15 protein-coding genes and 1 tRNA gene are annotated in these 19,856 nt (G+C 54.0%); 7 read left to right on the forward strand and 9 right to left on the reverse strand.

Features of this window, described 5'->3' with window-relative positions; genetic code table 11:
• From tusD to ACMGGG_RS07620, 3 genes are all read right to left on the reverse strand, one after another.
• A complete protein-coding gene (gene tusD / locus ACMGGG_RS07610; RefSeq protein WP_112897947.1) occupies positions 1 to 393 on the reverse strand; it encodes a sulfurtransferase complex subunit TusD in 393 nt (130 codons plus the stop codon).
• A gap of 86 nt (positions 394 to 479) precedes the next feature.
• A complete protein-coding gene (locus tag ACMGGG_RS07615) occupies positions 480 to 1,859 on the reverse strand; it encodes a nucleobase:cation symporter-2 family protein (protein WP_063544275.1) in 1,380 nt (459 codons plus the stop codon).
• 182 nt (positions 1,860 to 2,041) lie between these two features.
• Positions 2,042 to 2,713: a Bax inhibitor-1/YccA family protein gene (locus ACMGGG_RS07620; protein WP_054892316.1), complete on the reverse strand. Its 672-nt coding sequence runs from the start codon at positions 2,711 to 2,713 to the stop codon at positions 2,042 to 2,044.
• 245 nt (positions 2,714 to 2,958) lie between these two features.
• On the opposite strand from ACMGGG_RS07620, the gene ACMGGG_RS07625 reads away from it, so the two are divergent.
• A tRNA-Ser gene (locus ACMGGG_RS07625) sits at positions 2,959 to 3,048 on the forward strand.
• A gap of 393 nt (positions 3,049 to 3,441) precedes the next feature.
• On the opposite strand, the gene ACMGGG_RS07630 is transcribed toward ACMGGG_RS07625, so the two are convergent.
• Together ACMGGG_RS07630 and ACMGGG_RS07635 are read right to left on the reverse strand one after the other, a co-directional pair.
• The gene (locus tag ACMGGG_RS07630) at positions 3,442 to 5,169 is read right to left on the reverse strand and encodes a P-loop NTPase fold protein (RefSeq protein WP_414155153.1); all 1,728 of its coding nucleotides are present in this window, start codon (positions 5,167 to 5,169) and stop codon (positions 3,442 to 3,444) included.
• Positions 5,170 to 5,312: 143 nt separating this feature from the next.
• Positions 5,313 to 7,193: a protein kinase domain-containing protein gene (locus ACMGGG_RS07635; RefSeq protein WP_409279886.1), complete on the reverse strand. Its 1,881-nt coding sequence runs from the start codon at positions 7,191 to 7,193 to the stop codon at positions 5,313 to 5,315.
• Positions 7,194 to 7,777: 584 nt separating this feature from the next.
• Here ACMGGG_RS07635 and ACMGGG_RS07640 point away from each other — a divergent pair.
• Entirely contained in the window at positions 7,778 to 9,148 is a 1,371-nt protein-coding gene (locus ACMGGG_RS07640; RefSeq protein WP_414155154.1) for a hypothetical protein, read from the forward strand.
• Positions 9,149 to 9,406: 258 nt separating this feature from the next.
• Here the strand turns inward: ACMGGG_RS07640 and ACMGGG_RS07645 are convergent, their stop codons facing one another.
• Positions 9,407 to 9,718, reverse strand: a complete 312-nt coding sequence (locus tag ACMGGG_RS07645; RefSeq protein ID WP_409279889.1) for a hypothetical protein — start codon at positions 9,716 to 9,718, stop codon at positions 9,407 to 9,409.
• A gap of 1,157 nt (positions 9,719 to 10,875) precedes the next feature.
• Here ACMGGG_RS07645 and ACMGGG_RS07650 point away from each other — a divergent pair.
• On the forward strand, positions 10,876 to 13,509 hold the full coding sequence (locus tag ACMGGG_RS07650; RefSeq protein WP_414155939.1) for an AAA family ATPase: 2,634 nt from the start codon (positions 10,876 to 10,878) through the stop codon (positions 13,507 to 13,509).
• A gap of 42 nt (positions 13,510 to 13,551) precedes the next feature.
• Here ACMGGG_RS07650 and ACMGGG_RS07655 read toward each other — a convergent pair whose 3' ends face one another.
• Complete coding sequence (locus tag ACMGGG_RS07655) at positions 13,552 to 14,034, reverse strand: hypothetical protein (protein ID WP_414155156.1); 483 nt, start codon at positions 14,032 to 14,034, stop codon at positions 13,552 to 13,554.
• A 30-nt stretch (positions 14,035 to 14,064) separates the two neighbouring features.
• Positions 14,065 to 14,502 carry a hypothetical protein gene (locus ACMGGG_RS07660; RefSeq protein WP_414155157.1) on the reverse strand — a complete coding sequence of 146 codons (438 nt, stop codon included), beginning with the start codon at positions 14,500 to 14,502 and terminating at the stop codon, positions 14,065 to 14,067.
• A 281-nt stretch (positions 14,503 to 14,783) separates the two neighbouring features.
• On the opposite strand from ACMGGG_RS07660, the gene ACMGGG_RS07665 reads away from it, so the two are divergent.
• The 3 genes from ACMGGG_RS07665 (at position 14,784) to ACMGGG_RS07675 (ending at position 17,764) form a co-directional block, all read left to right on the forward strand.
• Positions 14,784 to 15,632, forward strand: a complete 849-nt coding sequence (locus tag ACMGGG_RS07665; RefSeq protein ID WP_414155158.1) for a hypothetical protein — start codon at positions 14,784 to 14,786, stop codon at positions 15,630 to 15,632.
• Positions 15,633 to 15,711: 79 nt separating this feature from the next.
• Positions 15,712 to 16,062 (forward strand): hypothetical protein, encoded by a 351-nt coding sequence (locus tag ACMGGG_RS07670; RefSeq protein WP_409279894.1) that lies wholly within the window; start codon positions 15,712 to 15,714, stop codon positions 16,060 to 16,062.
• A 124-nt stretch (positions 16,063 to 16,186) separates the two neighbouring features.
• Positions 16,187 to 17,764, forward strand: coding sequence for a hypothetical protein (locus tag ACMGGG_RS07675; protein WP_414155159.1), 1,578 nt, complete (start codon positions 16,187 to 16,189; stop codon positions 17,762 to 17,764).
• Between the two features lie 421 nt (positions 17,765 to 18,185).
• On the opposite strand, the gene ACMGGG_RS07680 is transcribed toward ACMGGG_RS07675, so the two are convergent.
• Entirely contained in the window at positions 18,186 to 18,650 is a 465-nt protein-coding gene (locus ACMGGG_RS07680; RefSeq protein ID WP_409279896.1) for a helix-turn-helix domain-containing protein, read from the reverse strand.
• A 767-nt stretch (positions 18,651 to 19,417) separates the two neighbouring features.
• Between ACMGGG_RS07680 and ACMGGG_RS07685 the strand changes: the two genes are divergently transcribed.
• Positions 19,418 to 19,816, forward strand: a complete 399-nt coding sequence (locus ACMGGG_RS07685) for a DUF6957 family protein (protein ID WP_414155160.1) — start codon at positions 19,418 to 19,420, stop codon at positions 19,814 to 19,816.
• Positions 19,817 to 19,856: the final 40 nt, after the last annotated feature.

A 19,856-nucleotide genomic window follows, 5' to 3' on the forward strand; every position in this document is an offset into this window, starting at 1 on the left:
TCAATCGCCTCCGAAGCAGACCAGGCGGTCTGCTGTTTGCGCAGCTTCGTGCAGTTGCCCAAGGCCGGACAGTTCCCAGGGTTTGGGCAGGTTCACGGCAGGGCGCTGGTAACGGTTGGCTTCGGCCTCGTCGAGCACGCCCCGGCGCAATGCTGCGGCGATGCAGACCACGGCATCGAGCTGATGGTCGCTGACGAAGCTGCGCCATTGCGCCGCCACATCCTGTTCATCCTGCGGCGCGACGACGTTGGCCGAGGCGCTGTGCACCCCGTCCTGATAGAAGAACAGTCGGGTAATCTCGTGTCCGCCGGCCAGGGCCGCCTCGGCGAAGCGCAGCGCGCGGCGCGAGGAGGGCGCATGGGCCGGAGAAAACACCGCGATGGCGAATTTCATGGAAGGCTCGTGCAAAGAAATGCCGTCATGATAAAGCAAAAAGCCCGCACCTGTAGGCGCGGGCTTTTGTCTGCCTGCAACGTTGGTCAGGCGCGTTCCTGGCTCTCTGGCAGGAACCAGTTCAGCACCAGGGCGCAGATGCCGCCGGTGGCAACGCCCGACTCCAGTACGTTACGCAGCGCCGCCGGCATGTGCGCCAGGAACTCCGGCACCTGCGCCACGCCCAGCCCCAGGGCCAGCGACACGGCGATGATCAGCAGCGCCCGACGGTCCAGGCGGGTGCTGGCCAGGATATTGATTCCTGATGCCGCCACCGCACCGAACATCACCATCGCAGCGCCACCCAGTACAGGCTCCGGCACGGCCTGGATCACCCCGGCTACGCTCGGGAAAAGCCCCAGCAGTACCAGCATGAGCGCGATCCAGACACCGATATGACGGCTGGCGATGCCCGTCAGCTGGATCACCCCATTGTTCTGCGCAAAGATCGAGCTGGGGAAGGTGTTGAACAGGCCCGCCAGCAGCGAGTTGGCACCATTGACCAGCACCCCGCCCTTGATCCGTTGCATCCACACTGGCCCCTCGACCGGCTGGCGCGACACTTTGCTGGTGGCTGTCACATCGCCGATGGCTTCCAGCGAGGTCACCAGGTAGATCACCAGCATCGGAATGAACAGCGCCCAGGAGAAGCCCAGGCCGAAGTGCAGCGGGACCGGCACCTGGAACAGCGCGGCCTCGTGCATGCCAGTGAAGTCCAGGCGCCCCAGGTAGCCTGCCAGCGCATAGCCCACCGCCAGCGCGATGACGATGGCGCAACTGCGCATCCACACCACCGGAATCCGGTTGAGGACCACGATGATCGCCAGCACCACGCCCGACAGCAGCAGGTTCTCGCCATTGGCGAAGGTGCCGTTGCCCATGGCCGCGAAGCCACCGCCCATGCTGATCAGGCCAACCTTGATCAGGGTGAGGCCGATCATCAGCACCACGATGCCTGTCACCAGCGGGGTGATCAGTCGCTTGATGAATGGCAGGATGCGCGAAACGCCCATCTCCACGAACGAGCCGGCGATCACGACCCCGAAGATCGCCGCCATCACGCCTTCGACCGGCGTGCCCTGCTTGACCATCAGCGCACCACCGGCAATCAGCGGCCCGACGAAGTTGAAGCTGGTGCCCTGGACGATCAGCAATCCCGCGCCGAATGGCCCGAAGCGCTTGCACTGGACGAAGGTGGCGATGCCCGAGATCACCAACGACATCGACACGATCAGGTTGGTGTCCCGCGGCGAAACACCCAGCGCCTGGCAGATCAGCAGGCCAGGCGTGACGATCGGCACGATGATCGCCAACAAGTGCTGCAGTGCCGCCAGCAGGCCGATCAGTGGCCGCGGCTTGTCCTCGAGGCCAAGGACCAGTTCGTTGGCAGGCGCCGTCGCGCCCGGCTCGTGTTCGAGTGAACTCATGGGAAACCGCCCCGAAGAAAAAAGGAGCGCATTCTACGGGGCCCGACGGCGAAGGGGTAGAGGTACGTCTTGGCTGGGCTGCTCATTGTTTCTTTGTGGAGGTGGGGGGGCAACCCCAAAAGCATCCGCCCACAAAAAAGCCCGCCGAAGCGGGCTTTCCTGAATCGTCCAATCGCTAGCGATCAGTCGTCACGACCCATGATGCCGAACAGTTGCAGCAGGCTGACGAACAGGTTGTAGATCGAGACATACAGGCTGATGGTCGCCATGATGTAGTTGCGCTCGCCGCCGTGGATGATGGCGCTGGTCTGGAACAGGATGCAGACCGACGAGAACAGCACGAAGCCAGCGCTGATCGCCAGTTGCAGGCCGCTGATCTGGAAGAAGAAGCTCGCGACCACGGCGCCCAGCAACACGAAGAAGCCCGCGGTGATGAAGCCGCTGAGGAAGCTCATGTCGCGGCGGGTGATCAGCACGTAGGCCGACAGGCCACCGAATACCAGTGCGGTCATGGCGAAGGCCGAGCTGACCACTTCAGCGCCACCGGCCATGCCGAGGTAGCGGTTGAGGATCGGGCCGAGGATGAAGCCCATGAAGCCGGTGAGGGCGAAGGTAGAAACCAGGCCCCAGACCGAGTCACGCAGCTTGGCGGTGAGGAAGAACAGCCCGTAGAAGCCGATCAGCACCACGAAGATGTTCGGGTAGCCGACGCGCATCTGTTGAGCGACGAAAGCCATCACGCCGCTGAAGGCAAGCGTGAGCGCCAGCAGGCTGTACGTGTTGCGCAGGACCTTGCTGACCTCCTGCTGCTCGACCTGCTGGCCGTGTTGTACGGCGTAATCCTGTTCGCGCATGGCGACACTCCTGTGGGTTTGAAACGTTCAGATGCAAAGATCATAACAGAGCCTCTGCAACGGGCGACAAAGAGAGTTTGACAGCGTGTTTCATTACGGTATGATTGCCGCCGCAAAACAAGCTGGAAGCGTGGCCGAGTGGTTTAAGGCAACGGTCTTGAAAACCGTCGATGGGCAACTATCCTAGAGTTCTTATCTCAGGTAGTCCCCAGATGCACACTTCAGGATACCCTCAGAATTGCATCGGGGAATTGGCAGAGTGGTTGAATGCACCGGTCTTGAAAACCGGCGAACGTGAGAGCGTTCCCAGGGTTCGAATCCCTGGTTCCCCGCCAAACACAAGCGAATCAAGGGCTAGAGAGATCTGAGCCCTTTTTTTGTGTCTATTTTTTACCCTTCCTCCCTTGGCGCAAGCGTCCCTTGTCCAAGCATGCATGTGAGTCAACTGCTCTCGGATGCACACTAATGCATACCTCTGACCCCGAGAGTCCTATCAGAATCCCAGCTGCACACTTGGCATCCGCCCGAACTGATAGAAAAGACGCATAGCAGTGCTTAGGGTGATCCTGCTAAGCCTGAAATTCCAACCCTCAGTGCGACCCTGGATCCCTCGGAACCTATGAAAACCTTGGGCATCGTCATCCAACAAGCTGCCCAATCCAGCATGTTTTGACTTCGGATTTTTTCTAAACAGGTCAGTCACGACACGAAGTCGGGTCGAAATCTACTCAATACTCGGGCTCGACATTCGTCCTAGACTGCGCATCTAGGCCTGCAACCTTGAGCTCTCGATCGATGATTTTGGCCAGCCGTGAACCAGGCTGCTGATGAATGATGTCATGGCAAGCCTGTAGGAAATTTTGGGAGGCGCCTGCGTAATGCTCAAGGGGGGCCCCATATCCGTTCACGATCTCCATTCCCTTATAAAGAAGCTGCTGCAGGTCAGGGCCATTGGCTGCTCTGAGTACTGCTTCAAACTCTTGGGCGGAGACCGACCTCAAGCACTGCTCATCGCGTGTACCCAACGCTTTCCCCTTCATTATCTTTTCGAAGACTTCCAGAGAGGTGCTGGGCTTTTCGTACCTGGTGCGCGCGGAGTCAATCTCGTTTCGGATCAGAGAATGTAGATCCTCCAGGGGGCGACCATTCAACTGAAGCCAATCTTCGCTGATTCCCTCTGGATGCTGTGCTCGAAACTCAGCTCTCCAGGCCTCAACGAAAGCCAAACCTAGCCTTTTGTCATCCGTTAACTGATCGATCATAGGTACCAGCCTCGATAGCATTCCCATGTGAAGCGCCCCTGCGCTTGGGAGTAGGGCCCTTAGTTCCTCTACCAGATTCTCTTCTGAGAGCTGCGGATGCCATTCCAAATGATCAATGAACGTGATCGCCTTTTTGCGAGCTTCAATGTGTTCACCCCGCTGCAGATACTCTCGCACGAAGTTCTGGATTTTCGGGGCATCCAGCACTCCTGAGTCAAAGAAGGCCATGATCAGCATCTCCAGCTCGTCGGTGCTGGCGATGCCAGCTCGGTTCATCACCTGGTGCCAGCGATCATGGTCTTTCTGCTCCTTGGTGAGCGGTTCCGTTTGCTTTTTTCTAATGGCAATGAGCGTTGCCGACTTCGATCCATCATAGTTTCGGATGAAATCGGAGCTGGGTGCATCCTCGACCGCTTCATAATGAATAGCGCCTAACAGGCTGATCGAGGGTAGAGCGCGCTTGAGAATCAACGTTGAGAGTGTAGGGTCGCTGCCTAGCAATTGGTTAGCAGCGCGGATGACCTTGCGAATGATTCGGATGTTCGTGATCTGAAAGGGCTCAAGTGACAGCTTCATTTGCTGAGGCCACGGGCAGGGTGTCAGCTTTTGTGCGATGTCGAAGGCCTCGGACGGAGAGGTCTCCAGCTTAATCTCCTGATCGACAACCTTCTCCCGGATTTGCCCCCAAATTTCCTGATCCTTCAGCTTGTCACTGTTGAGGATCAAAAGAATGCGGCAGCCGTGGTTCTGTACGCACTCATCAATGAATCCCAGGATTTCATCGATGGACAGCTTTGTGTGTTTGCGCTCAATGTCGTCGATGATGATGAATCGGTCTTTCACAAAGTATGGCATCGCCAACAACGCGACCTCTTCAAGCGCAGAAAAGCTCGAATGAACTCCTTTCAGCACCTTTGTGATACCGCCCAACCACGTCATCAGGCCTTCCGTATTGGTTTTTCCGAGCGATGGTGCGATACCTTGGGCGATCTTGAGCTTCAGCTCCATGATCGTACTGACGCCGAAGAGCGAAGCCGACACGGCGACTTTCGCCTGCGCATCATCCGTTTCCTCGCGGACACGCTGCCACAAGTGTGTTTTTCCGGTTCCCCATTTGCCCGAGAGGGCGATGACGCGATTCTCTTGATCCTTGATGAGGTCGACCAGGGCGGTCTTGCAAAGCGCGAGTGTCATGAAAAACCTTTCTCTGGAAGCTAGTGCTGGATCTGTTTACAGAAAGTGAAGGTATACGAGGGAAGTTGAGAAGGGCGGGCCGCACCGTACAGCCATGAGTGCGCCTTCAGATTCACGACTTCCTGGCCAACCTGTATGCGCCCTTAGAACAACCGTGCCGACGTATCAGGGGCAGGCCTGGGTGGCGCTAGATTCTCAACCTGCACCAGGAATACGTCGCCCCTGGCTGCCTGAGGGTAGAAGTGCACACAGTGTCCTGTCGGATCTTTAATGTGCGTGCGCTTCCCAAGAGAAATGACGGCTGGCTGGCTGACACCGAAATCCATCACAGCGCCCGTCGCGTACATGGACATGTGCCCCTGGTCATTGTGATTGATCTGTATCCGAGCTTTCAGTTGAGTCCATGGATGTCCTGTTTCGGTATGAATAAAGGAGCCTCCTTGCGCGGATTTTTCAAGCTGAACAGCATTTTCGGCACTCAATCGGTGAATGACCGTGCCGTGATAATTGGGATGGGCTACGTAAGCTATTGATCCAGGCGGGACGGCAGGGCTCACCACGCGCCCATTTTCGTCTGTCCGATGCTTATGAGCAGCGCCATCCACGCCGATGACGCAGACTTGAGCTCCGTCGATCGGAGACCCAGATGCGTCGCTTACTGTGATTAAGTGCGAGTCACAATTCGACAATGGGGCATAGGTCACCGCTAGAAAGCGCGGCACGGCGTCCTCAAGGACATCGTTCATCTCGCGTTGCAAATCATCGAGTACCAGATCCTCTTCGCTCCCGCCCTCCAGAAACTCCAATTCTCGCTTCCAGCAAAGGGCGTAGGTGCGAGATTCTCTCCATTCTGTACGGACTATGGCCGAAAACCGGATATTGCTGGCCTTCAAGCTGAACTCTGACAACTGCAGAGTCATGAGGGCAGGGCGTGAATCAGGAACCACTGCATGTAGCGTGATCTGTTTAGTGTTGTCATTCCAGTTCACCAACGCCGTTTCAAGGTTGGCGTTGCGGAAGGCGAGCGTAACCTCTTCGATAAAGCCTGACAGCTTTTGCTGGATTCGCAGCGCGGCAGTTTTCAGGTGCTCATCGTTGCGGGCTTTGGTTGCTCGCTGGGCATCGTAGGCGTTTCGGCTATTTTCAATGAGCGAGTCAAATTCGCGCGTGTTGAACTGAATGGCCAATGGTAGCTCCTCTTTGGGGCTAAGCCAGGCACGTAGCTCGGTGCATACCTGGGACATAGTGGGTCGGTGTTCTGGAGTGAGGGCCGTAGCGCTCGCGATCAATTTATCGAGCTGGCTGCTCCCGACAGCCCCGGGAAGGTAAGTCCCAATTCGGAACGCCTCATGGCTTAGGTCATAGACGCCAGGCAGTGGGAAATTCTGACCCGTTGCCAGTACCCATAGCGTTTTTGCCAAGGAAAACACGTCTGCTTTGGATCCATCGGCATGTGCTGCAGTGTTGAGCATCTCCGGGGCGATGTAGAAAACGGGCCCGATACGCTCATGCGGAGCCGTTTCAGCTTCTTTGCCAGCAAAGCTGACCAGCCCAAAATCGCCTACTGTCCAGCGGTCATTGTGAAAGAACAGGTTGTCCGGTTTGATGTCGCGGTGGGTGTATCCACGCTCATGCATAGCCTCCAACACCCTAGCGATCTCCAGGATCGCTTTTACGACCACTTCAAGGGTTGGACTATCTCCCAGCTTCTTTTGAACCGGGGTGGCCAGCGCCATTACGAGCCAAGGTCGCTGTGCGCCCACTGGGTCAGTTTCGGCATCCAGAACAGGGATAACACCTGGAATGTCGGCGCAATCGCGAAGCCCTGAAACCTCATCCCTAAAGCGTGTCACCCGATCCGGGAACTGCGTGGATTTCAGCAGTTTCAAAGCACCTTGCTGACCGTCTTTGGTCGCCAGATAAACGATGCCGTTGCCTCCTTTTCCCAGCGGCTTTTCCCACTTGAAAGACCAGCCGTTGAAGTCTGCCGTTGCAGGGGGCTTTCGTTGACGAGTTTTCGGCATGCTGAGCGCTCTTCCGTGATGTACTTTGCGAACAGGCACTTTATCTCATTAAGCGTTTTGGAGCTGAGTGGGTAGCCATCATTTGGCTATCGAATATGAAGAGCCATCAGGCAGAAATGACAGCGCGGGTTCGGTACCACACGGTCGATTTTTTCGGGTGGCGAGCCCGCAGACGGGGTTTTTACTCTGGCGCATGACAGTGCCAATAGCCCAGTCTATGGTGAAATGACATCAGAATGTCGTCACCTGGCTCACCTCATTACCGGAGCGGAGCATTGCCGTAATTGCTTTCGCATCCAGACCGCGGTGGTGCTGTCAACGTCACCGGTCATGTCGAGTAATAGTGCTATTGGATCGAGAACTCGGGACTGATGGGTGCAGCTTCGCCATCATCGTGGTGATAACATAATGCCGCACCGCATCTTCTCCTCTGGTCATCAGCGATTTGCTCGCAGCACAGGATTTGCTTCTACGATATGGATACTCGTCCGCCACCACCTCCTGACGCAACTGTCACAGTGCCTCGTCGCACGGCCATACGTAGGGCAATGTCAAAGAGCTGCGCGTCTGCTACGGGCTCGGCAGTGTTTGTGACCTGCTCTGTAATCGGCGCAGCGGTTTTTTCGGTCGGTGCCGGGACGATCCTGGAGCAGATGTCGGAGTTTCTCGATGCTTCGATCAAAAAGGGCTTCTGGACGACACTGGTGGCCTTCGTGTTCTCCTTGGTCGCCATCCTGGTCTTGTGGTTGCGTGAGCGTGGGCTGGCTGACCAGACCGCCGAGAAAGAAAGCTACCTGCAGTCTCAGCAAAATATGATGGAGGATCGCCTCACCAGCATGCCGCCCAAGGACTTTGTCTATGAGTACATCATGGCATTGCGCGGTGCAGGTGAGTTGAGGATGAAGTCCAAGCATGAGGCTAAGCACAACATGCTTACCTCTGAGCAGGTGCGGGATCGAATCAGAAGTATCCTATCTGCTGTGGTGATCCTGACCCGGCTGTGGGACGGGGTGTCTCGCATCCGAGATCATGTTGTTTACAAAGCCAACTTGATGCATGTGGTGATCCCTGAGCAGCTTTGGGAGCAGCCCAATCCTGCTAAGGATGCGGCCACCCCTCAGGCCAAGGCAGAAGACGGTTTGAGGTCGGCAGGAGCGGGTGAGCCCGCCAAGCAGACTGATGACCGGCTCAAGACAGTACCTGGAGAACGTGATCCGGAGCGCCCTCTCTATCGTCTGGTAGAAGGGCCACCAATCCCCTTCTTGCTGGATACTCGTTCACAGCGGCCCGCAGCTAATGATGGTGATGAGGAGCAAAGTTGGGATGGCTGGGTAGTGTCATCGCCGTTTTTCCTGCATCGTCAAAATAGCACGGTGGCATGGGAGCGGTGTACGGGCGCACTGGCGATTGTTGATACTGAGCTGTCAGTGTCTTCTTCGGGCATCACCAAATCCGGTGTGTCTGCTGATCATGAGCTTGAGCCCATTATCCTGCCTTATACGGTGAAGGATAAGTTTGATCGAACCTTCCATCATCCCAATCTTCCCGGAGCGCCTCTGGCTGCCGCTACTGGCCAGCCTGCATATATAGAAAACATTAGTGAGTCGATAAAAAATTGGATTGATCGTGAGAGGGAAGATAATCCGGAAACGAATCAGCGCTACCTTAATGATGTTGCAGAATACTATAAGAATCTTGAGGGGGTTAGTTCGCTGATTAGTATCCCTGTCATGATCAATGATCGGCTCAATGCGGTTCTTAATATTCAAAAGAACAATGAGAGCTTGTTGTACAGCCATGAGCGTGCGGATATGTTTATCCACCTCATGAACCCAATTTGCTATCATTTGGGAAGAATGCTACTGTTGATGTACGAAGTAGATGCAATGTCTGAGAATCAGGAGGAGGCCGGCGATGAGCCGACGCGGGATGGTCAAAATGGTACTGAAGGATAGCGTCCTGAAGGAGCTGCGCGAGCTCAATCGCTCAGGGGATGAAATTTCCCGCAAAATGAGTGAGAGAGCGCGGAAGCTGCTGAAGGATGAGCCTGTTGAGTCCGTGGCGCTTCGCGTCAATTTTTACTGATCGTTCCACCGAACCGCTAAGTCGGCTTCCTCGAACGCCCTTGGGTCTAGACCCAGGGGCTTTTTTTTGCGACGTGCTGGCAAGGGAGGCGGGCCGAGCACCGCCGAATACTACCGGAACCCATTGAGTCAGGGTGCATCCTTCCATGGGTAAAAGGGAAGGAGTCGCGCCCAGTTGGCGGTCACCCAGTTGGTGACAGTGCTGTGACCGGCGGCTGTTGAGTGGAAATGCTCCTTTAGCATCCATTCTACGATCTGTCTGCTGCGCAACGGCAGATCGGCACCGTCTTTGCCGGTCAGGTTGTTCAGGTAGTGAAGCATTTCATAGCCTTCATTTCGGCTAAGGTGACGCGCATCTTTGTTGATCAGCTTGGGGGAGTCATTTTCGGTGACTGTCCACTTGTAGTCGTAGTGGAGGTCGCTTCGTTTCATCTTTGGCATAGGCGGGCTTCCATGACGGCTTGCTGCGAATGGTCAGCGTGCCTAAAGGGGAGGGCGGTAGCAGTGCTCTGCAGCCGTTGATTCAGTGAGCTTTAATCTACGGCTATTGTACGTGCTTTTTGATGAAAACGAGGACTGAACTCGACTGGATCTGTACAACGGGTTTGAGTCTGGGCGGGGCGTCATTTTGACCGGGCTTCAAGACCAGGCTTGTGCAGATCGTGTCCTTCAGCTGGATACCTACGGTTGAAATTCCAAGCAGGCTTGCAGAGCGTGCGCCCACGTTCAACGCTGCGCGCGGTTCGGAATGGCTGCTAGCGTTGAATTGGCGGGTAGGTTGCGGGCCGGCATTCAGAGATACCAGCCCCCAATCGTTCATGCAGTCACTGCTGTGAGTACAGCGACGACAAGGTGTATAGCAGTGAAGCTTGAAGCACCGGGCCATGGCTCAGTTCATCGAACCTTTTGTACTTTACTTTCATGCTTTTTGAGGTCGAGAGCAGTTTTGCCAGACTGGGGAGAGGATGCGCTGAATCGTCCAATGGCTTTCCACCCGGATAACCTGGTTCATCACCTCCGCGCATCAACAGCAGCCGACGAGCAACACCCGTGTATTCGAGCTGCTCAAGCTCCTGCGAAATGCTGGAGCCACCCCAGTTGATTGGGTGCTGACGCCGAAGAGAGAGACCAATACAGCGTCTTTGGCTTTGGCGTCCACCGTTTGTCCGCGAACCTGCTTCCAGAGCTCTGTTTTACCGGTTCCCCACTTTCCCGAAAGGGCAATAACGCGGTTTTCTTGGTCGTCGATAAGGTGAAGGAGGGCAGCCTTGCAGCGCGCGAGGGTCATGAAAATCCTAGTCTGGACTGATGCCCGATCATGGGCGAAAGCGCATGTATAAGGCAGCGCAGTCGATGGTGCAATGAGCGGAAATTCGAAGGCGATGAGGTTGGCACAAATCAGAACGTGCAAACCCAAGGGCCTGTACTCTGCTCATGACTTACATTTTTCTCTGGCTCCCCAGGCTCACAGCTCCGCCGCAAACCAACCTCCCTGTCCACCCACTCATCCGTTCACCTAGCAAGCCCTACCAAACCACCTACGCTTGTTGAGGCCAATCGCCAGCATCCGACCCCTACCTGCCCGCCAGAAGCCAGATGTGGCGCACGCGATTGAGCCAACCCTTTCCACAAGCCAAGCAGCGGCACACGCATCGCTGCTTCTCATGGACGCGAGACAGATGATCGAGTCTATAAGCCTCAAAAAAATAGCAACTTACAGCCCTGATACCTTTGAGCATCTCACTGACCTTAAAGCGGTTAACGTCATTTACGGAGCCAACGGTGCGGGTAAAACAACCATAAGCCGTCTCATTGCAGATCCGACTATCTCATCCGACTCTAGGGTGAATTGGAAGAATGCCACTCCTATCCAGGCGATGGTTTATAACAGCGACTTCATCGCGGATAACTACAGCGAAGCTCAGAATTTAAAAGGTGTCTTCACGCTGGGCAAAGCTGAAAAAGAACACCTGGATCGGCTAGAGGAGCTTCAGGCCGACCGTAAGCGATTTGAGCAGCTCCGCGACAGGACTTTAGTTAATCTAAATGGGGAGGACGGTGAAGGCGGTAAAAACGCAGAGCGCAGCGCTTTGGAGGCAAGACTGGTTACGCGTTGCTGGGAACAAAAGACGAAGCACGACGAGTTATTCGGCGGGGCTTTTAAAGGCGTCCGGAATAGCAAGGATGGTTTCAAAGCGAGAGTGCTTCAAGAAAGTGCCAGTAACAGGTCTGCTATTGCTGAATTGGATGATCTAAAAACAAGAGCTAGTGTGCTGTATGGTCAAGCTCCAAGCGCGCTTGTCATTGTGCCGACTTTTGATTTATCGCTCCTGATCTCTCTTGAAACAAATCAAGTGCTCACAAAGAAAATAATTGGTAAAGGGGATGTTGACGTTGCAGCGCTTATAGATCGGCTAGGTAATAGTGATTGGGTGCGTCAAGGTATCAAGTACCTTGAGCATAGTAGTGATCATTGTCCATTTTGCCAGCAAAGCATCTCCCATGATTTTGAAAATAAATTGATCGAATACTTTGATGAAACCTTTGAAGCGGATATGCGCGCCCTGAGCGCTTATCGTGATGCTTATTTTTCAAGGGCTGATGAAATTTCTCTACGTGCTGAAAGATTTTTTGATGTTGAATACCAACATGTAGACAAAGAAATGCTTGGTCTTGAGTTTAAGGCGCTTGGCGCTCTTCTGCAGGTAAATAAAGAGCGGATAGCCGCAAAGGTGGCCTCGCCTAGCAGTGAGATAGTCCTTGAGTCCGTTGCAGAGCTTCATCAGAAAATTGATGACCTTATCTCAGCAGCCAACGCCAAAGTCGTTGAGCATAATCGGCTTGTCACAAGTTTCACTTCGGAACAGACCAAGCTGACGTCAGAAGTCTGGAAGTACCTGCTGGAGGTGGAGCTTAAAAAGACGCTTTCAGAATATGCGGCTGATTCCAGTAGGCTCGACAAAGCGATTGAAGGCTTGACCGGAACGCTGGAAAAGGCGAAGAGCGATATTTCGCAAGCAAATGTGGAAATTGACTCAATCGAATCCCAGTTGACCAGCGTGCAGCCCACGGTTATAGAGATTAACAAACTGCTCACTGATTTTGGATTTCATAGTTTCTCATTGGCGGTTGCGCCTGGGGAAAACTCTTACAAGCTGCTCAGGCCAGATGGTACGAGCGCTTATAAAACCTTGAGTGAGGGTGAGAAGACCTTTGTTACCTTCCTCTATTTCTTCCATCTTCTTCGTGGGAGCATTACCACCACTGGTATTACGGCTCAGCGAATCGTGGTGATTGACGATCCGGTGTCCAGCTTAGATAGTGATGTGTTGTTCATTGTCGGTAGCTTGATCAAGCAATTGTTCACTGATGTACAGAAAAATGGCGCGATCAAGCAAGTGTTCGTCCTTACGCATAATGTTCATTTCCATAAAGAAATCACTTTCAATCAGCGGCGCGACAAAGAAAAAGCCATGCCCTACGAGAGCTTTTGGGTCGTTCGCAAGCCTGATCGTTTCTCAAAAGTTGAGCGTCATCACGAGAACCCAATCAAAACGTCCTACCAGCTTCTTTGGAGCGAACTCAGAAAAGATCCATTGCCTACATTGACGCTGCAAAACACAATGCGTCGTATTTTAGAAAACTATTTTAAGATTTTGGGTGGCATTGATTATTATGATTTGCTGAATAAATTTGAGGGCCAGGAAAGGCTTCAATGCCAGTCCCTGATTAGTTGGGTCAACGACGGTTCCCATTATTCTCCAGACGATCTGTATCTTGCTATCGGCGAAAGGACGGCAGCCAGCTACATGAAGATATTCTTCAAAATTTTCAGGGAATCCGATCACTTGGCTCACTACAAGATGATGATGGGCGACGATTTTGAAGACCTTGCACCGCTTAAGGCGGATGCTGCCGGCGCAGTAGACGAGGCAGTTGAGGCAGAAGTGGTGCCCCACGAGGGGCGCGCCATAGCGGCTGACGACCAGATAGCTCCTGCAGCGATAGTCTCCGAGCCCGAGGGGGACAGTGAGAATGAACCCATGCCGGAGCCCGGATTCGTGGTACCGCTTCCTCTGGCCGTGAGTTCGGTCAATCCCGTTAATCTGAATTTACTGCCACCAACAACTCCCCCGAAACACACCAAGCCCCGGCCAGTCACGCAGCCGCCTGCCCAACCAGGCCTGCTTCCACCTGGCACACCTGAAGATGACCTAGACATACCGTTCTAGGCCCTCGACTCACCTCAGCGCAGCTCAAACTGCGCTGAGGTTTCAGGTGCGCGAAACAAACGGATCAGCATCTGCCCAGCTGTCCATGGTTTTCGAAATCTCTCGCCAGTGTTGTCGGAGATTCGGTAGGTGCTTGGATGTTACCCAAGGCGAGTCGAGGTGCTCCAGGGGGTCGAAGGTTGTGGTTGCCACGATCGTGCCGAAGGCGTTGTCGTAGAACACGTTTGTAGCGATCCAGTTGGTCACGGAGATGATGATCTTCAGCGCTTCATCGACATCTTCATACGTGACGTTGGGGATGGCACCTGAGCTTTCGCTGAGCCGCTCAGCGTGGGCCATGGACTTGCTAGCCAGCGTTTGGACACGCGTAATGCAAGGGCTTTTCAGAGCCTCTCTTAGCGCCTCGAAGAGTGCTAGCTCGATCGTGTCGCCACGCTTTTGCTTCTGCGGGTTTCCACATAGTGTGTCGAAGACCTCGTGCATCCGTTTGGAGGTTGACCAGGCGTCGGGGCCGAAATTGCTCAACCACCGAATCGTTCCCGAAGGCACCTCTTCCTAAGCCTTCAACCGATCCCGAACGACCTCAAAATCGTATGGTAGCGCGTCGTAGCAGATGAACAGCTCGCGAGTGAGTAGCTCAGGACGTTTCTCTACGCGTTTGATGAGATTCCAGACCGAGTCTGTCTGGGGATCGCGGTCTACCAGCTTGCGGATGCCGAGTGTCATGATGTTCGCGTAGCCCGCGACGATGAGCTCCCACATCGGCCCGTTTACTCCGCGATCGGGCTCAAGCCGGCGCGCTTCGTTGAGCGTTCTGAACACAGCGGTGTGCCATGCCAAGTCATGCACCTGATTAGCGATCGACGTGCCGCTGTCGCCGTAGATTCGCTCCAGGCAGGCATCGCGAAACTTGCGGTACTCGCTGACTCGCTTCTTGGTCTTCTCATCGAATTTGCAGTCATCGATCGAGTACCGATACCCCGTGTCGCTCATGATTTTCCGGCCTCCTAGCTGCCCGTAGCAAAAAAGTGAAGTCAAAAATCAGGCGCCAATAATTCTTGCATTCCAGGTGGGCAAATTGCCATTATTTCCGCCAGGCCTGTGTGGACTGAAGGCTCTAGAAAGGGATTTTGAAGGTTTTTTCATGACTGCTGAGCACTGTGAAGCGGCGTTGCTAGGGGAGATGCATAGACATCCGGCTAGTCGATGCATTGTGATCCCTCAATGAAGCCCATTGGCATTCCAACGGCAACGATAGACGAAAGGAAAAAGCATTGAACGTATTCAGCACACTCGCAAATCCAGGGCTCCCAATTCCTCTGACCCAGGTGAGCTACAACAAAAAGACCAGCAGAGAAGCACCCTACGTCATTCGCAACGGGGATGAGGTTAAGTCGTTCGCGCTATGCCCTGCATGCCGCAACCCTACGCTGTTGGTCAACCGCCTTGTACCTACAACCAACGCCGAAGTTTTGTATGCAAAGCATGCAGGCTACTCGGTCGCTGGCCTGGCTAATCACAACCAGGCAGCCTATGAAGAGTGTCCGTTCCACAACCCCGATCGTTTCGATAGCAAGGCTCGACGAACCAGTAAAGAACGCAATGAGGAAATCCGTGACGCTTTGCTCAATCACATTCACCTTGTGGTTAAAGAGATTGAGCGAGCGACTGGCATTACGTTGATTGACAGCATCATCGAATCGATGCTTGAAGATTTCGGCGGTAATCAGGGCTACCAGTACAAGGCGATCACGCTTTACAACCTGCCGTTCGGATTTGCCTACATGACGGAGGCTCAAGATATGTACGGCTGTAAGGTGGATAGCACCCTTGCGGAGCACATCAATAAGAAGTCAGTGGGGTTTGAGGTTAAGGGTTATCAAACGGTGTATCGCAAAAAAGGTGTCTCAGGCAGCGACTTGCGCTTTTACTTCAACAATCATCGGCTTGGTGAGGGCGTATCTGGTAAGGACTCAATTGATTTAGTAGTTGTCGAGATTGACAGGGCCTCAAGCGGTTCGAAAGTTATTGTTCAAAGGCGTATGGAATTTGATAGTGCTTACTTCTTCAATACCTACATGCGGCGGGAACGCCTACGCTTGCTTGCGCTGAAGCACCTGTAAACTCTCGCTTATCGGTTTGTTGAGGGCTGTGGTCAATTTTGAAAGATCAAATAGGTATTAAACAATTCAAGGAAATTCAGTGATTCACTCAAGTCCAGAAGATGCAATTGCCGCTGAGTATTTTTCTCAAGCGAATGGCACGGCAGCGATTTTGCTTTTGTCTCTAGGCTATACATCTTTGCAGTTTGAACATCCGGAACCTTTCGCAATAGGGGCACTAATCATCAGTGTGCTCTGGTTGTTTTCAGTGGGAGGCCCTTATAGAGCGATTGTTAAGTACTATCTGCCCAAAGGCGTGTCGATGTGGCGTTGGCTCGCTGTCGTATGGCATCTGAAGGTATTTCTGCTTGCGATGGTATTCATTCTGTTCATTGCGGGAGGAATGAAGGTCAACGATATCTATTCCTGCTTGGGACTCATCCAAGAGTGAGCCCAGATTTTTCAGCGGCGCTGATTCAACGTCTCAAGGAGGTGCAGGCCAGACCGGCCAAATCTTTTATCTATGGGCTTTAGTGCCATAGAATCCGCTCAACCTAGCCTACCGAGTTGATTCCTTGACCATTGATAAACCACTGCAATCTCAGAAACTGAGTCGTCGTGACGACTTTCCGGAGCGCGTAAAGCGAGTGCTCAGAGAGCGTGTGGCAGGAGTGTGTTCCAACCCGGACTGCCGCACTCCCACCTACGGGCCGAAGGGTGCTGACAAGTCATTTCATATTGGCCACGCTGCACACATCTGCGCAGCGGCGCCAGGAGGCCCGCGCTACGACGAGCATATGACCTCAGAGGAGCGGCGCAGCTTTGATAATGGCATCTGGGTATGCAGTGGGTGCAGCCCTAAGATCGACGGCGACCCTCTGAGTTTTCCGAAAGAGTTGCTCCGCGAGTGGAAAACCATCGCGGAGGCGAAAGCGAGAAAGGAACAGGGGCGACGGCCAGCCATCGATGATGTGAAGGAGATGCTCCAGCAGGCTCTCGCCGCTCAGAATCAGAAATCTTTGGCGACCTCGGTGTCGGAGGCTATTTACGCTCAAAAGCGCTCTCTTGAAGCCCTAGACTCAAGGTTCGAGGTCATTCCTTCCTGGCAGCATGGTGTAACGAGCTTTGAGCTCATGCCACGTGAGACGGTAAATACCCGTTGGCAGTTCGAAACCGACAGACACCCCAGCTACAGGGCTGGCCTGCTTTCACTCATCGAGCACGGGCGACCATTCGAATTTGATGTGAAGCATGCCAGGGTTGAAGGCTCACCGCTGCTTGAAAGGTTATTGGCGACTGAAGGCGGTAAAGTAGTGGTCACTCCCGGCAGTATTCCCGCGAGTGTTCAGCTAGTCGTGAAACATCCGGATTTGGACATCACTGAGGTCTTGGTTGAGGTGCAAGGCCAGCTCGTTCATGGAACAAAGAGCGCTACGTTCGATGGCGCAGGGATGGGTGGCTGCCTGAAGCTGTCCGTGCCCATCAGTCTCACAGGCGCAGATCGATCAAGCGCCATAACCTTAGGAATTGATGTAAGCAGCTGGGAGGGGCTGCCAGTGAGTGCTCTGCCATATCTTCCAAAATTGCTAAAGATCTATCAGAGGCTTATGCGTTCGCCTGAGCTGCGCTTGGTGGTAGAGGTGAATGGCCAGGAGTGCTGGGAGGCCAGTTGTGGATCGCAGAGTCACGTAGAGCACATTCGAGAGACCTACCGTTTCCTTAAAATCGCTTCTGCAATTCGTCAGCTTTCCATGGCTTTCATGCCATCGATCCGCTGGAGCTTTGACAAGATCGATGACATGAGTCCGGTAGGAGAGATCCTAGAGGCTCAGGCCATCCTAAATGGCGTTGCCGCTTTGGATGTTTCGGCGATGCCAGGCAGTCTAGGATTCACTACAACTGACCCCGAAAGCTTTCGGACGATGAAGAACTTCCCCAGCGACAAAGCCACCGACTTCATGTTCGTTGAGCGGACAGGAAAGGTGCTGTTGCTATTTGGCGTGCCGTGCCGTTTGCCGAAGCAGAAAATCAAGATCGATTGTGCATTTTTGGCATTTAAAAGTGGTCGCAGAGTAAGTGCCTCTGAGTACAGCGGAACGATTCAATTTAAGCCTGGCCAGGATTTCTCCATCAGTAAACTTTTTGTCGGGTAGATTAGCAACAGCCTTTAAGAGGCGCTGCTTAGTATGAGCGTAGGATCTTCGGCGTCTTCTTTACCTATCGATGCATAAGAATGCCGGTGCTTCGGCTCAAGCTGGTTCAGTGCATCTGATAGTCTCTACACTGGCTCGGGACGAGCATGACATAGTGAAGCGGTGCTCTCTGGACGGCTTGGAGCGCACCAGCTCAGCAATCCACCGGCCTGGTGCACTTCACCCATCGACCGAAGTTTCTGGGGGCTGTGCGCTTACCGTCTACCCGCAGCGCGCTGACCTTGTCGGCCAGAGCCACACCGACAAGTAGTTCATGGCGCGTTTCAGCAGAACTGCATTCATCACTGCTTTGATCATCAATCAGTCTCAGATTCTATTGGATCAAGTATCGCAACGTCGCAAAGGATCTGAAAGAGAACACTCAGTGCCAGAGCAAGTGAACCGTGCCCTTGCTCAGCCCAAGCTCCCGGGCCGTTGCAGATTGAGTCATGCCTTTGGCTTTGCACGCCTGCACTCGCACTAGCTTGTCCGCATCTGCTGGCCGGTGCGGTTTGCGTTTTACAAGCTTTCCTTCCACCAGATGAGCCCGCATCGCCTCAAGCTTCACGGCTTCACCCAGTTCATGAATCTCATTGTGAGCCCGTTGCAGGGTTTCAGTTGCGCAGCATCCGTCGTGAGCGGAAAGGGTGAGGGCAATTAGCGTCAGCGGCGATAGGCCAAGGCTGTCGGCGAGCTCATTGAGCTTGTCCAAGCTTACGTTGGAGCTGCCGTTTTCCAGGAGACCCAGGTAGGTGCGGGATGTGGAGGTGGCCACGTTTTCCTGCGTCCGGGACTGTGCGTCTCGGACGGATCGAAGCATTGCGGCGAAGGCCGGCTTCAGCGACATCGAATCGCCTCCCGAAAAGAGAAGGATCTGGCCATGTTGCTGAGATCAATTACACCGTATATAGTGTGTGTTATTGAACGGCTCGACAGGCCCGTTCCAGCCAGGGTTGTTGCTCCTGAGGACATCCTATTTTTCTGAAAAGATTGATTGATAGGGGACTGCTTCAATTTACCCTTAAATCGATCCACTAGCTGAGCAGGTTTAAGGCGCAGCTGATCAGCGTTAATGACTCAGCACGGTACGACGACTGCTAGGCGACGTGCCGCCTTTATGTCAACGAGGTGAATCTGGAACTCCGTCTTTACAGCGACCTGCATATTGAATTTCAGCCATTTCACCGGGTGCCTTGAGATGTCCAGCGATCCTGAGCTGTTGGCTAGCCAACAGTCCCCCACGGAAACACCACCAGGTTCAGTGCCTGCCACTGTGGAGCGGGCGATGGCCATAAATTTTGGCATCGCTATCACAGGATTCCTCTGCTGCGCTTTGTACGACCATTCAATCAATTGTCTGGTGGGCATTGTGTATCGCGAGAGCCGCGGCCGGTTCCGAGATGGTTCGACAATCCGAACGTCTCCATTGGGACGGCGCCTAGAGCATGGTGCGTACCATCTATATGAGACGAGAAATGGAAGCGTCTATGTCGTTTGCGACTGGGCGCTGGAAGGTGGAAGCCCTCAGTTCGAGGGCGCCCTTCACTAAGGCCGGCATATCCCGCAACGAAGCGATGCAAGATGTAGCGCGCTAAGACGAAACAGGTAGGTACAGTGGAAGCAGCGTTGGTAGCAGACTTTTTATCCGGATACAGCTTTCCCTTGGAAGGGGATGGCCAGCCAGATGACGTGATTGTGGATACGGCATGGACAAATAATCAGGGCCGACCATTTTATGTTGTCCGGGATTGGCTCCTACTCGACATCATGGTGCCTAGCGATGTTGAAGATGATCTCAATGCTATGGGCCTACAGCCAACGGTGGTTTTTGCCAATACTGTGGTGTACGACAGTAGAGTTCGAGGCTCCCGAGTAGGTGCAATCCGCTCTAGCTTCCAGCGTGTACTAGATGGTTGCACTTTTGAAAGCATGCACACGAGTTACATCTTAGCCGGGCCAGGGACAAGAAAACATGTGAGCCTTCCTGCACTACAAGCCTTGGAAAATGCATGAACATAGCCAATGTGCCATTCGCCCGATAGACATGATCATA

This window comes from Pseudomonas sp. BNK-44-b, from assembly GCF_047456245.1.
In the GTDB taxonomy this organism is placed as follows: domain Bacteria; phylum Pseudomonadota; class Gammaproteobacteria; order Pseudomonadales; family Pseudomonadaceae; genus Aquipseudomonas; species Aquipseudomonas machongensis.

Excerpts from the sequence above, each read along its gene's own strand:
- ACMGGG_RS07645 (WP_409279889.1), bottom strand. The coding sequence starts at position 9,718 with ATGCCAAAGATGAAACGAAGCGACCTCCACTACGACTACAAGTGGACA.
- tusD (WP_112897947.1), bottom strand. The coding sequence starts at position 393 with ATGAAATTCGCCATCGCGGTGTTTTCTCCGGCCCATGCGCCCTCCTCG.
- ACMGGG_RS07620 (WP_054892316.1), bottom strand. The coding sequence starts at position 2,713 with ATGCGCGAACAGGATTACGCCGTACAACACGGCCAGCAGGTCGAGCAG.
- ACMGGG_RS07680 (WP_409279896.1), bottom strand. The coding sequence starts at position 18,650 with ATGTCGCTGAAGCCGGCCTTCGCCGCAATGCTTCGATCCGTCCGAGAC.
- ACMGGG_RS07635 (WP_409279886.1), bottom strand. The coding sequence starts at position 7,193 with ATGCCGAAAACTCGTCAACGAAAGCCCCCTGCAACGGCAGACTTCAAC.
- ACMGGG_RS07660 (WP_414155157.1), bottom strand. The coding sequence starts at position 14,502 with ATGAGCGACACGGGGTATCGGTACTCGATCGATGACTGCAAATTCGAT.
- ACMGGG_RS07630 (WP_414155153.1), bottom strand. The coding sequence starts at position 5,169 with ATGACACTCGCGCTTTGCAAGACCGCCCTGGTCGACCTCATCAAGGAT.
- ACMGGG_RS07615 (WP_063544275.1), bottom strand. The coding sequence starts at position 1,859 with ATGAGTTCACTCGAACACGAGCCGGGCGCGACGGCGCCTGCCAACGAA.